General features: G+C 64.5%; 7 protein-coding genes and 1 pseudogene. 5 read left to right on the top strand and 3 right to left on the bottom strand.

Annotated features, from left to right (window positions below):
* Window positions 1–206 precede the first annotated feature (206 nt).
* Window positions 207–1,784, bottom strand: coding sequence for a serine hydrolase (locus QZL87_RS06035; protein ID WP_295325307.1), 1,578 nt, complete (start codon window positions 1,782–1,784; stop codon window positions 207–209).
* Between the two features lie 419 nt (window positions 1,785–2,203).
* Here QZL87_RS06035 and QZL87_RS06030 point away from each other — a divergent pair, with 419 nt between their 5' ends.
* The 4 genes and pseudogenes from QZL87_RS06030 to QZL87_RS06010 all read left to right on the top strand — a co-directional run bounded on the left by QZL87_RS06030 (window position 2,204) and on the right by QZL87_RS06010 (window position 9,742).
* A complete protein-coding gene (locus QZL87_RS06030; RefSeq protein ID WP_295325304.1) occupies window positions 2,204–3,832 on the top strand; it encodes a tannase/feruloyl esterase family alpha/beta hydrolase in 1,629 nt (542 codons plus the stop codon).
* Window positions 3,833–3,866: 34 nt separating this feature from the next.
* On the top strand, window positions 3,867–6,734 hold the full coding sequence (locus tag QZL87_RS06025) for a TonB-dependent receptor (RefSeq protein WP_295325301.1): 2,868 nt from the start codon (window positions 3,867–3,869) through the stop codon (window positions 6,732–6,734).
* A 58-nt stretch (window positions 6,735–6,792) separates the two neighbouring features.
* A pseudogene (locus QZL87_RS06020) lies at window positions 6,793–8,703 on the top strand (gamma-glutamyltransferase family protein).
* Between the two features lie 4 nt (window positions 8,704–8,707).
* Entirely contained in the window at window positions 8,708–9,742 is a 1,035-nt protein-coding gene (locus tag QZL87_RS06010) for an SMP-30/gluconolactonase/LRE family protein (RefSeq protein ID WP_295325291.1), read from the top strand.
* On the opposite strand, the gene QZL87_RS06005 is transcribed toward QZL87_RS06010, so the two are convergent.
* Window positions 9,739–10,731: a GntR family transcriptional regulator gene (locus QZL87_RS06005; RefSeq protein WP_295325288.1), complete on the bottom strand. Its 993-nt coding sequence runs from the start codon at window positions 10,729–10,731 to the stop codon at window positions 9,739–9,741. The genes QZL87_RS06010 and QZL87_RS06005 overlap by 4 nt on opposite strands.
* A gap of 462 nt (window positions 10,732–11,193) precedes the next feature.
* On the opposite strand from QZL87_RS06005, the gene QZL87_RS06000 reads away from it, so the two are divergent.
* Window positions 11,194–12,294 carry a pyridoxal phosphate-dependent aminotransferase gene (locus QZL87_RS06000; RefSeq protein WP_295325285.1) on the top strand — a complete coding sequence of 367 codons (1,101 nt, stop codon included), beginning with the start codon at window positions 11,194–11,196 and terminating at the stop codon, window positions 12,292–12,294.
* Between the two features lie 54 nt (window positions 12,295–12,348).
* Here QZL87_RS06000 and QZL87_RS05995 read toward each other — a convergent pair whose 3' ends face one another.
* A complete protein-coding gene (locus QZL87_RS05995) occupies window positions 12,349–13,269 on the bottom strand; it encodes a hypothetical protein (protein ID WP_295325281.1) in 921 nt (306 codons plus the stop codon).
* Window positions 13,270–13,326: the final 57 nt, after the last annotated feature.

Here is a 13,326-nt window from a genome sequence, read left to right as displayed (position 1 = left end):
TTACAGGCGCCTGCTCGGTGGCGCGCCCTGTTCACGCTATGGCTAAAAGGCGATGCCTGTCATGCCGCTGTCACGCCGGAGCGCATCGCTTTTCCTAATATTTGCAATGGGATGATCGCACGGAACGAAAGACCCCCGGCGCCTGTGGCGCCGGGGGGAAGGAAATCGGGTGCCAGTGTCAGGTCCGGCACCGTCACATCGGTTCGTCAGTCGATCCGGGCCATGAGCGTAGGCAGCCGCTCCTCGGCCGAATTCAGGTTGACGCTGCGATCGACCGTGACCCCGTCGCTCGCAAACGTGCAGACGAGGGTGTCGCGAAAGGCGGTTTCGACGAATTGCCAGGTCATTTCGAGCGTCTGCGGCGACGTCCAGCGCGCGCCGGCGACGACGCGCTGGCTTGGCGGGCGATATTCATGGTGCAGTCGGTTACCCGTCATGCTGGTGTCCTGTTCCAGATATTCGCCGAACCCCGCAGTTATCTCATGCTCCCCATGCGCGTCGCGCATCCGGTAGGTGCAGCGGTCGCCAACGAAATCGAACGACAGCCATTCGACGCCCTGATCGTTCGTCTGGACCGCCAGCCGCTTGCCGCTGATCCCCGCAGGCGCCGCAAGACTTGCCGGATGCAGCGGCGGTAGCAAGCGCAGGCCCGCGGTCCTGCGCTGCAGCGCCACCGCGCCGGGATCGGCGGGGAGGGTATCGGCCACGAAGGCCGCCGGGAAATGTTTCCAGATATAGGGCTTGATCTTCTTGCTGCCCTTGATCGCCGAGAAGAGCGCGAGCACGGCATTATGCTCGGGAAAGACGATCGACATCTGGCTGAACAACCCGAGCGCGAGATAGGCCTTCCCCGGCCCCATCCACCATTGATAGCCATAGGCGCCGTCGGCGTCGCCCGGCGTCTGCTCGGTCGTCGCCTCGCGCACCCATTTTTCCGAAAGGACGCGGTGGCCGTTCCATGTCCCGCCGTCCGCATGAACCGCCCCGAGCTTGATCGACGCCGCCGTGTTCCACGTCAGCCCGTTGCCGCCGGGACTGACGCCGGCCGGGCTGCTGTCCCAGTGCCAGCGGTCGATACCCATCGGCTCGAAGAAGCGCGGCGTCAGATAATCGGCCATCGACTCGCCCGTCGTTCGACTGACGATCGCGGAGAGCATGAAACTCGCCGCGCTGGTATACTGGAAATGCGTGCCCGGTTGATGGACGACGGGGATCTTGAAGAATTCGGCCGCCCACGGCGTGTCGATCGGCCGCCATACCGAACCCGATGTTTCGACATCGTGGCCGCACTGCATCGTCAGCAGGTTGCGCACGGTCATCGCGCGCATATTCTCGCTCGCATCGGCCGGCACATATTCGGGAAAGAAGGACACGACCTTATCGTCGAAGCCGAAGCGCCCCTCGTCGATCGCGAGCCCCGCCGCGACCGCGGTCACGCTCTTGGTCAGCGAATGCGTCATGTGAATGCGGCCGGGCGAATAGGGCCACCACCAGCCTTCGGCCACGACGTGGCGATTACGCATCAGCATGAAGGAGTGGAGTTCGAGTCCCGCGCTTTCGACGTCGGCGAGAAAAGCAAGGATCGCGTCGGATGAGACGCCCTGCGCTTCGGGCGTGCTGCGCAGCAGGCCGTCCTTATAGGAATCGGGCTGGACCGGCCCGACGCCCGGAACCGCAGCCGACACGCGCCCGGGTCGTAGGGCGCAGCCGCCGAGCATCACGAACGCGCTCGCGCCCATTACGAGCTGCCCGGCTCGCCGCCGCGTCATATTCATATCTCTCATCCCCTCACTCCATTTGCCGAGCCTTTATCACATCGTGCGGCCACCGGCTGTCACCACGCTGTCACAGGACGAACGCGGCCCAAATGGATCGATCGTGAGTAGCGACTCGGCCGCCTTATTGCATTTTGCATACTCATATCGGAAGCCACTCCGCCTTCCACGACATGAGGAATCTCCCCAAGAGACGCGCATTTTGAGCAATAAAAATTCAAAAACCTGCCCTCTTGCATATGATTTTGGTATATTGCATTTTGAACTTACAAAATGTGATTCGTCCAAAATGGACGCGTAGCGGCCCGAATTCCGGTCGCTGCGCGACAGGCCCGGGAAAGCTTCGCGCGCCCAACCCGGGCCTGTCGATAAATGTGGAGGATGCCGTGATGGTCCGTTTCAGGGATTTGAATAGCCGGGTTTTACCGATGATCGCGACGGCAATCGGCGCCTTTGCGCCGCACGCGGCGCAGGCGGCCGATTGCGAAGGACTCACCGCGCTCGATCTGCCGAATGTTGAAATCCGTTCCGCCTCGCCGGTCGCGCCCGGCACGTTCAGCGAACCCTCGCGAGGAGGGCGGCCGGGTGACAGTCACGACAATGTCCCCGCGTTTTGCCGCGTCGCGGGCATCGCGAGCCCCGAAGCGGGATCGCGGATCGGCTTCGAGGTGTGGCTCCCCGCACCCGACGCCTGGTCGCAGCGGCTGCACATGATCGGAAACGGGGGCTACGGCTCCAACCTCTATTGGGCGCAACTCGTCGCCCGGGTGCAGCGGGGCGACGTCGCCGTCGCGACCGATACGGGGCACAGCGGCAGCTCGCTGACCTTCGGCATCGACAATCCGGTGGCCATCGTCGACTGGGGCAATCGTGCCGCCCATGCCTCGGTCGTCGCAGCAAAGGGCGTCGTGAAGGCCTATTACGGCCGACCGCAGCGCTGGTCCTATTTCAGCGGATCGTCGACCGGCGGGCATCAGGCGTTGATGCTCGCCCAGCGCCATCCGGAGGACTTCGACGGCATCATCGCCGGCGCACCGGGGAACAACCGCACGGCGCTCAACTTCCAGTTCATGTGGAATTTCCTGAGCAATCACCGGCGCGGCGACAACAGTACGCAGATCGTTCCCAACCGCAAACTGCCGATGATCCGCCGCGCCGTGGTCGCGGCGTGCGACGCCGACGACGGCGTCATCGATGGCGTGATAACCGAACCGCTGAAATGCGGCTTCGATGTCGGCGCCCTCGCCTGCCCCGGCGCCGAGACCGCCAATTGCCTGACCGCCGAGCAGGTCGCGACGATGCGCGCCATCTATCGCGGCCCGCGCAATGCGCGCACCGGCGAACAGCTCTATCCCGGCCTGACGCTGGGCAGCGAAGGCATGGGGGGTGACGAGGCGAACCCCGGCTGGGCCGATTTCTGGGCGAACCCCGACAAGCCCGACGAGCCGCAGCGCGCCGACTTCTTCCGTTACTGGGTGTTCAAGGACGCGAACTGGAATTGGTGGAATTTCGACTGGGATAAGGATGTCGACACCGTCCAGCGCGTGATCGCCCCGGTGGTCAACGCGACCGATCCCGATATTTCGGCCTTTCGCGCGCGCGGCGGCAAGCTCATCATGTTCATGGGCTGGGACGATCCCGTCGGCTCTTCGGTCGAGGCGATCAACTATTATGACAGCGTCGTCGCGCGCGGCCAAGGCGCGGACGAAGCCGCGAGGCTCGCCGACACCCAGAGCTTCGCGCGGCTCTACATGATCCCGGGCATGGGCCACACGGCGGGCGGTCCCGGCGCGACGCACGTCTCGACCGCGACGCGCGATTCGGCGCCGCCGGTCGAGGATGCACGCCACGACATGGGCCTCGCGCTCTACGACTGGGTCGAAAGGGGCACGGCGCCCGAAGCACTGATCGGCACTCATTTTTCGAGTGGGACCGGGGCGACCGGCACCGTCCAGTTCCAACGCCCGATCTGCGTCTATCCCAAGGTCGCCCGCTACGCGGGCGGCGACCCGAACTCGGCGGAAAGCTTCCGCTGCGAGCCCGCTACCCGGCGCTGAAGACCGGGAGCTTTTACCCAAGGAGAGGATTGAAATGCGTCCTATCAAGTCGATCATATTGGCGACGACCGCCCTGACTTTTTGCGCCTTCGCCAGCACCGCCCAGGCGCAGGAGACCGCCGAGCAGGAAGCAGCCGATGAAGCACCGGCGGCAGGCGACATTGTCGTCACCGGGACGCGCATCACGCGCGATGGCTATGACGCGCCGACCCCGACAACGATCGTCACCGCCGAACAGCTCGACATCAGTTCGCCCACCAGTGTGACGCAGGGACTGATCAAGCTTCCGCAATTCGCGGGATCGCAGACCCAGGCCGGGTCGAACGGCGGTCTCGGCAGCGGCGGCGTCAACAACATCGGCAGCTTCCTGAACCTCCGCAACTTCGGATCGCTGCGCACCTTGATTCTGCTCGACGGCCGCCGCGTGCCGCCGACCAACTTCGACGGCAATATAGACGTCGACACGCTGCCCCAGGCCCTTGTGCAGCGTGTCGACGTCGTCACCGGCGGTGTGTCAGCGGTCTATGGCTCGGATGCCGTGACCGGCGTGGTCAACTATGTGCTCGACCGCAAGTTCACCGGCATCAAGGGGCTCGCGCAGGCCGGCGTCTCGCAATATGGCGACGGCGCGTCGCAGCGCATCAGCCTGTCCGCGGGCACGCCCTTCGCCGGCGGGCGCGGGCACCTGCTCGTCAGCGGCGAATATCGCAACGAGGACGGCGTCGCGACGAAGGAGGCACGCCCCTGGTTTCGCGACCAGCTCCTCACCGGCAACGGCAGCGCCGCGACGCCGTACAAGAGTTTCGATTTCGGCCGCGAAAACGACCGGTCATTTTCCAGCCTGATCCGCCGGACGGCGACGGTCAATCCGGGCATTCCCGACGCGCTCGCCAATATGCAGTTCAACGCCGACGGCACGCTGCGGCCGTTCGACAAGGGCGCGCCGACCAATTCGGCCAATTTCAGCTCGGGCGGAGACGGCACCTATCACCCCGCGACCAGCCTCGTCGCATCGCTGAAGACACGGCAGCTGTTCGGCCGCGCCCAATATGATTTCACCGACAACATCACGGGCTTTGCGCAGATCAGCTATTCGAAGCTGGGCAGCCATCACAGCCAGGCGACCGCGAACCGCGCCGACACCAGCAGCAGCAAGCCCGTCATCTTCGCGGACAACGCCTTTCTGTCGGACGAGGTGCGCGACCTGATGAACGCCAACAATGTCGACGCGCTGACACTGTCGCTGCGCGGCCTCTACATCGGACGCCCCGATTTCGAGATCAATACGAAGAACCTGATCGGCACCGTCGGCTTCGAAGGCAGGATCGCCGACCGCTTCAACTGGGATATCGCCTATACTTACGGCAAGGGCCAGACGAACCAGATTCAGCACGACAACGGCAGCAACCCCAAATTCTATGCCGCGATCGACGCGGTGCGCGATCCGGTCAGCGGCAATATCGTCTGCCGCGTCGCGCTGACCGCCAATGCAGCGCTCTATCCGGGCTGCGTGCCGCTCAACATCTTCGGCGACCACCGCGGCGAGGCGCAGCAGGAAGCGGCGATCGACTATATCAACGAAGACACCGCCTGGTATGCGACCAACCGGACCGACAACATCGTCGCCAATTTCGGCGGCGATCTGTTCGACCTCTGGGCGGGGCCGGTCTCGTTCAACATCAACGGCGAATATCGCCACCAGAAGTTCGAACTCACGAGCTCGCGCGAGGCGACCGACCCGGTCAATTTCATCGGGCTGCGCCCGAACGGCTGGGTCGGCTCGACGCTCGCCTATACCGGCGTGATCGTGTCGTCGGGCGGCGGGTCGCAGGAAGTCTATGAGATCGGCGGCGAACTCGTCGTTCCGCTGCTCAAGGACTCGCCGCTGGGCCGCTCGCTCGACCTGTCGGGCGGCGCGCGCTACACCCATTATCGTACCAGCGGCGGGGTCACGACGTGGAAGGCGGGCCTGTCCTATGCTCCCATCGACGGGCTCAGCTTCCGCGGCGTGATCTCGCGCGACATCCGCGCCCCCACCCTTTACGAGCTCTTCCAGCCCAATTCGATCCGCAACCTCGGCTCGCCCGTCGATCCCTATGGTCCGGCGGTGACCTATCAGCAGATCGCGGGCGGCAATCGCAACCTGATCCCCGAAGTCGCGCGGACCTTCACGCTCGGCGCGGTGTTCACACCCGCTTTCTTCCCGGGTTTCAGCGCCTCGGTCGACTATTACCGCATCCGTATCAACAACATCATCGGGCTCGTCCCGGTCGAGGTCCAGCTGCGCGATTGTCCGCCGAACACCAATGCCTCACCCTTCTGCCAGAATATCACGCGCAATGGCGCGGGCGTGCTCCAGTCGATCTTTACCGGACCGACCAACGGCGCCTTCGCAAAGACCGAAGGCGTCGACCTCGACATGAGCTATCGCAGCGCCGTGCCGGCTTTCGGCGAGGATGGCGCGGTTGGCCTGCGCGTCTTCGTTGCCTATCAGCCGAGCTTCGAACGCCGCAACTATCCGACCGATCGCACGCTCGATTATGCCGGCGTGGGCGATGGCTATTTCTCGAAATGGCGCGTCACGACCGAACTCAGCGTCAAGGCCGCGGGCTTCGACGTCACCCTGCTCAACCGGTTCAAGAGCGGTGTGAAGCGCTCGGCCGACCCGGACCTGATCTTCGTCGATCCCAACCCTGGCACCTACACGATCACCGACCTCACCGTCGGACGCGACATCGGCACCGGTCCGCGCTCGATGCGCTTCTTCGTCAACGTCGGCAATCTGTTCAACCGCCACCCGCGCATCATGGCGAACGACAGCCCGGGCCAGGTCACCCCAGTGGTCAACGGCGACGATGTGATGGGCCGCTATTTTACCAGCGGCGTGCGTTTCAAATTCTGAAGAATTCGGTGCCGGCCGCCTCCTTCGGGATGCGGCCGGAAGCCGTTACGGGGGACCCATGCGTTCTATATTGGCACTTGCCGCCGCGGCTGCGGCGCTCACTTCATTTTCAGCACCAGCACAGGATCCGGGCATCCGGCTCGGTCTCGGCGCGCAAGCGGGCCCCGGCGAGGTCGGACGCGGCGACCGCTATTCGGGCCGCGTCTGGGCGACGCGCTCGCCCGTCATCGCGCGTCATGGCATGGCCGCGACCGCGCATCCCCTCGCGACGCAGATCGCGATCGATATTCTCAAGCAGGGCGGCACCGCGATGGACGCCGCGATCGCCGCCAACGCGGCGCTCGGGGTGATGGAGCCGATCTCGTGCGGTATCGGCGGCGACCTGTTCGCGATCGTCTGGGACCCGAAGACCCGCAAACTTTATGGCTATAATGCCTCGGGCACCGCGCCGAAGGGCCGCAGCCTGGCCCAGATGACCGCTGCGACGAAAGCAGCCGCCGCCAAGCTGGGCAGACCCTATCCCGCGCGCGTCCCGCTCTATGGCTCGCTCTCGGTCTCGGTACCGGGTGCCGTCGACGGCTGGTTCGCGCTCCACGGCCGCTTCGGCAAACTGCCCATGAAGAATGTCCTCGCTCCCGCGATCACCTATGGCCGCGAAGGCGTGCCTGTCGCCCAGATGATCGCGCAGAACTGGAAACGCAATTTCGGACTGTTCGACGATTATGGCGCGATCATCGAAGAGCGCGACAATGCGCGAGCGACCTTCCTGATCGACGGCCACACGCCCGCCGAAGGCGAAATCTTCCGCAACCCCGATCTTGCCGCAACCTATGAAGCACTCGCCGCGGACGGACGCGACGCTTTTTACAAGGGCGCGATGGCGAAGGTCATGGACGCCTATTTCAAACGCATCGGCGGGGGCCTCGCCTATTCCGATCTCGCGGGCTTCGAGGGCGAATGGGTGACGCCGCAAAGCGTCCGCTATCACGGCTACGACGTGTTCCAGCTCCCGCCCAACAGCCAGGGCTTCGGTGTATTGCAGATGCTGCGCCTGCTCGAACCCTATGACCTTGCGAAAATGGGCGCGGGCAGCATCGAGGCAATGACCACTGTGCTGGAGGCGAAGCGCCTTGCCTATGAGGATATGGCGAAATTCTATGGCGACCCGCGCTTCGCCAGGATTCCGGCCGAGGCGCTGCTGTCCGAAGCCTATGCCGCCCGGCGCCGCAAGCTGATGAACCCCGAGCGTCCCGATCCGGCGCTCGGTCCCGGCGATCCGCAATTGCGCATCGGCGACACCACCTATCTGACCGTCGCCGATAAGGACGGGATGATGGTGTCGCTGATCCAGTCCAACTACAGCGGCCTCGGATCGGGCCTCGTCGCCGACGGGCTCGGCTTCATGCTCCACAACCGCGCGAACCTCTTCTCGCTCGATCCCCGATCGCCCAACGCCTATGCGCCGGGCAAACGGCCGTTCCACACGCTGATCCCCGGCTTCGTCATGAAGGACGGCGAACCCTTCCTGTCGTTCGGCGTCATGGGTGGCGACATGCAGGCGCAGGGCCAGGTGCAGTTGCTCGTAGGTTTCAAGGGCGAAGAGGGCGGCCTTTAAACCGATGTTGCCCAACAGCCCCGACAGCAGGGCCAGGTGCAGTTGCTCGTCAATATCATCGATTTCGGGATGAACATCCAGGAGGCGGGCGACGCCGCGCGCTGGTATCACGGCGGCACCGCGACGGTCACCGGCGAGAAATCGCAAGGCCTCGGCACCGTCGCGATCGAGAGCGGCTATTCGGATGCGGTCAAGGCCGCGCTCCGCGCGCGCGGATTCAAGGTCATCCCGCCAGGCTGGGACTATGGCACCGACGAATTCGGCGGCTATCAGGCAATCATGCGCGACCCCGCGCACGGAACCTGGTGGGGAGCGAGCGAAATGCGCAAAGACGGCGCGGCACTGGGCTACTGAGGGCATGGCCCGTCACCATATTCTCACCGCTCCCCTGCTCGCGCTTGCCCTGGTCGCGGCCACCCCGGATCGCGTCACGGCGATCGAGCTGCATCGGCCGGAAGCGGGCGAACTGATCGACCCCGCCGCGCGGATCGAAAAACTCGCTGACGGCTTCGGCTTCACCGAGGGACCGGTGTGGGTCGCAACAGGTGGTTATCTGTTGTTCAGCGACGTCCCCGGCAATGTGATCTGGAAGCTCGTGCCCGGACAAAAGCCGGTCGTCTATCGCGCCAATATCGCCTTCGACGGCCCCGACATCTGGCGCGTGGGCGGGATGAACAGCAACGGCTTCCCCGAAGGCGACCTACGCCGCGAACGCTTCGCCATGATCGGTCCCGACGGGATGGCGCTCGACCGGCAGGGCCGCCTCGTCTTCTGCTCCTTCGCCGGTCGCTCGATCGTCCGGCTCGAAAAGGACGGCAGCCGCACGATCATCGCCGAACGCTATCGGGGACAGCGTTTCAACGGCACCAACGACATCGCCATCAAACGCGACGGCGCGATCTATTTCACCGATACCTTCGGCGGCCTCCGCGAACGCGCGGACGACCCGCGCAAGGAGATAGCGATCAACGCCGTCTATCGCTGGAACGACGGCGTGCTGACCCGCGTCGTCGAGGATATGCCGTCGGTCAACGGCCTCGCCTTTTCACCCGACGAACGCATCCTCTATGTCAACTCGGGGGTCGACAACAGCGTCAACCGTTACGATGTCCTGCCCGACGGCACGCTCGCGAACGGCCGCCGCTTCCTGGCGCTCGCGGGCGATCCGAAGACCGGCGTCTCTGACGGGATGAAAGTCGATGTGCGCGGCAATATCTACATCACCGGCCCAGGAGGCATCTGGATCGTCTCACCCGCAGGCGGGCATCTTGCAACGATCGCCTTCCCCGAAAAGCCGATCAATCTCGCGTTCGGCGGCGCCGACCGGCGCACGCTGTTCGTGACGGCACATACCGGCATCTATCGCGTCGCGGTGCGCGTGCCTGGGATCTAGCGCGCGACCTCCATCGCGCGGTCCTTCGACTGCCACGCGCGGTCGATATGCTTGCGCAGAAAATCGGCGGCGTCTTCGCGGCGATCCGCCGCGAGCATATCGAGCAACATGATATGCTCCTCGCACTGTTCCTTCAGCCGCCCGCGCCCGCCGCCGACGCGATACTCCATCAACCGCCGCAGCCGGTTGATCCGGCGCAGCGCGTCGAGAAAAAAGGCATTGTTGGACCAGGCTACGATCGTTTCGTGGAAGTTGGCGTTGATTTCGAACAATCGCGTTCGCGGCAAGGTGAACATGGCGCCGTCGAGCAGGTTCTGCTGTTCGGCCCGCGCGTCGCGCAGCGCACCGGGCTCGACTTTGAACGCGGGCTGCAGAATCGCCTGCGATTCGATTACCGCACGGAATTGATAGGCCCGGGCATAGGCCTCGCCCGAATTCAGCGTCGATCCGAACAGCCAGCCGTGTCCGGGCAGGCGCTCAACCCACCCCTCCTCGGCGATCTGGCCGAGCAGAAGCTGCAAGCGGCTGCGGCTGACGCCATAGCGGCGCATCAATTCATTTTCGCTGATCCGATCCGGCAACCGGCCAGACAGCCGGTCTTCCGCGATCTGGAAATAGAGCCGTTCCTTCTCTCCATCGGCCGGCGGCGCCGGCGTCGACGACGGCAGATGGCCAATCGGCTTCGCGACGAAATAGCCGCGGTGCGGCTCGCTGTAGACGATGCCCACCTCGCCGAGTTCCTTCAGCGCCGCGCTCACCGGTGCGCGGGAAACGCGGAGCATGTCGGCAAGCTGCTGCGCTCCGAGATGGTAGCCGGCGGGCAGTCTCTGCTCACGAATATGCTCGACGATGGCATGCACGACCTGTGTGCCCAACTTCTCTCGCATAATCCTAAAAACCTCTCCGAGACGCCCGATCGCGACGCCACCATTGGTGACGATATCGAAACGCCCGGTCTCTCGCAATTCCAGCCAATAAAGCGACGTCATAACGAAAAGTCATGCCAGGCCGAATAGCCGGCTTCGCGCAAAGATTACCAGAATATCCGCGCAAGAAGCAGTTCAATTATCTCCGGCGCAAGGGTGGGTGTCGAACAAGGTGGAAACAGGGCGAACCAAACCCGGTTGGAAGTTGGCTCTTGTCGTTCCAGACGGCGGCCCCCCGGCGGCACCGGCGTTGGAGACGGCTGATGGCCGATCGGCTTCGCGACGATCGGCGCATATACGCTATCGAACACGTGCTTCGCGCAAAGCCGCATTTTCCAATGCGCGGCGCCGGACGGGAATGGGCCTCCTGCAGGAAGATGATGGGTGCTCAATCATTCAGAATTTCTGCGCATGCCGGTATCGGATTGCCCGGTAATGGAGACGGTCGCCCCCCCGATAGAGGGATGGCGGAAAACAGCCGCTTTGCCGATGAGCAGACTTCCATATCCATCGAGGTAAGCTGCCATGCGTTACGCAAGACTCCCGATCGAAGTCGAATCCCCCGAAGAGTTCGGATACGGAAATATCCGCAACAATCTGGCCGAGAGTTCGATTTCGGACCGCAAGCTGTCCGACCTTGGACTGACAATTCCCGACCTGACCCTGCTCTACACCGAACATCGCGGCGGCACGGCGCTGCGGGCATTGATCGCGCGCGACGGCGCGGGCCTGACCGCCGACGACGTGCTCGTGACCACCGGCGCGGCGGGGGCCCTGTTCATCATCGCGACGGCGCTGCTTTCCCCGGGCGACCACATCGTCGTCGTGCGCCCGAACTACGGGCTCAATCTCGAAACCCCCCGCGCGATCGGCTGCGAGATCAGCTATATCGACCTCGCCTTCGACACCGGCTTTCGCACCGACGTCGATCAGGTCGCCGCCGCGGTGACGCCGAAGACCAAGGTCATCAGCATCACGCACCCGCATAACCCGAGCGGCATATTGTCCGACGAGGCGGAACTGCGCCGCCTCGCCGGGATCGCCGCCGACGCCGGCGCCCATCTGGTCGTCGACGAAACCTATCGCGAGCTGTGCTTCGGCCCGCTGACCCCGCTTGCCGCGACGCTCGGCAGCCATGTCATCAGCGTATCCTCGCTGTCGAAAGCCTATGGCATCCCCGGGACGCGCATGGGCTGGCTGATCGTTCGGAACCCGGAACTGCACGAAATCTTCCTGGCGGCGAAGGAGCAGATCGCGATCTGCGGCAGCGTCGTCGACGAATGGATCGCCGAGCAATTGCTGTCGCGCAAGGACGAAATACTCGCCGAGACGCTTGCCGAGATGGGACAGCGCCGCGCGCGGGTGATCGAATGGATGGCGGGCGAGGAGATGCTCGAATGGAACGAGCCGTCGGGCGGCGTCGTCGGCTTCGTGCGGATGCGCGGCGAACCGGCGGGCGGCGTCGCGGCCTTTTACGAGCGACTACTTAACGATCATGGCACCTATGTCGCGCCGGGGCATTGGTTCGACCTGCCCGACACCTATTTCCGCCTCGGCTACGGCTGGCCGACGCGCGCCGAAATGGAAGCAGGTCTCGTCGCGATCTCGGCGGCGCTGCGCGGCTAAGGACGCGGCGAAGCGGCGGTCGATCCAGTCCCGGGATCGGCCGCGCTTTTCGTTTCAGCGCGCCAGCCTTTCCCATACCGTCTTGGCGATCGCGATGTCCTGAACGGCGACGCCCGTCAGGTCGGCGACGACGATTTCGTCGTCGGCGAAAGAGGCCGGGCTTTCGAGCAGCGCACCGAGTTCGACGAGCGACTCCGGTGCGATCAAGCCGGCGCGGATCGGCCAGCCCGCTTCGCCATGGTGCGCGCATTGCACGGCAGAATCGACGATCAGCCGCGCCTTGGCGGTCAATGCGGTTTCGAGTTCCTGCTTGCCCGGCGTATCGGCGCCGACCGCGACGATCCGCGTTCCCGGCCGCACCAGATCGGCGGTCAGCACGGGCACGGTCGAGGGCGTCGTCGTGACGATCAGCTCGGCGCGGGCGCTTAGGTCGGCGAGGCCGACCGCCTCGCCGCCCAGCTCGCCCGCCAGCACCGCAGCCTTGTCGGCGCTCCGACCGTGGATCAGGACGGTTTCGAAGCCGAGCCGCCGCGCGATCATTTCGCCCTGCATCTTCGCCTGGATTCCCGTGCCGACGATGCCCAGCACCTTCGACCCGGTCCGGCTAATCGCGCGTGCCGCGATCGCTCCCGCCATCGCCGTGCGCGTGTCGGTGAGGACGCCTTGATCCTTGAGCATCGCCAGCGGCTCACCGGTCCTGGCGCTCACGACGATCATGCAGCCATTGCTCGATGACAGGCCCAGTTCGGGATTGCGATAAAAGCTCGTCGCGAATTTGAAGACGAAGATGTCGTCGCCGGCGATATATCCGCCCTTCACATGGCAGTCGCCGGGTGGATCCGGAAAGTTAAGATGGGCGACCTCGGCGAGTTGGACCCGGCCGCGATGCAGGCGGCGAAATCCGTCCTCGACCGCGGCGAGCGCAGTCTCCTCGTCCAGTGCGTCCAGTATTTCGGGTAATTCGACGATCCGCATGGCGTCCTTCCTGCTGTGATGCGACAAGCTGGTGTCAGCTTTCGCGCGATAGTCCAT

This window comes from uncultured Sphingopyxis sp. (genome assembly GCF_900078365.1).
GTDB lineage: Bacteria > Pseudomonadota > Alphaproteobacteria > Sphingomonadales > Sphingomonadaceae > Sphingopyxis.
This window is presented reverse-complemented; position numbering and strand designations above follow the sequence as displayed.

Bases quoted from the DNA above. Each gene is read 5' to 3' on its own strand.
- QZL87_RS05995 (WP_295325281.1), bottom strand. From the start codon at position 13,269: ATGCGGATCGTCGAATTACCCGAAATACTGGACGCACTGGACGAGGAG.
- QZL87_RS06025 (WP_295325301.1), top strand. From the start codon at position 3,867: ATGCGTCCTATCAAGTCGATCATATTGGCGACGACCGCCCTGACTTTT.
- QZL87_RS06035 (WP_295325307.1), bottom strand. From the start codon at position 1,784: ATGAGAGATATGAATATGACGCGGCGGCGAGCCGGGCAGCTCGTAATG.
- QZL87_RS06005 (WP_295325288.1), bottom strand. From the start codon at position 10,731: ATGACGTCGCTTTATTGGCTGGAATTGCGAGAGACCGGGCGTTTCGAT.
- QZL87_RS06000 (WP_295325285.1), top strand. From the start codon at position 11,194: ATGCGTTACGCAAGACTCCCGATCGAAGTCGAATCCCCCGAAGAGTTC.
- QZL87_RS06030 (WP_295325304.1), top strand. From the start codon at position 2,204: ATGATCGCGACGGCAATCGGCGCCTTTGCGCCGCACGCGGCGCAGGCG.
- QZL87_RS06010 (WP_295325291.1), top strand. From the start codon at position 8,708: ATGGCCCGTCACCATATTCTCACCGCTCCCCTGCTCGCGCTTGCCCTG.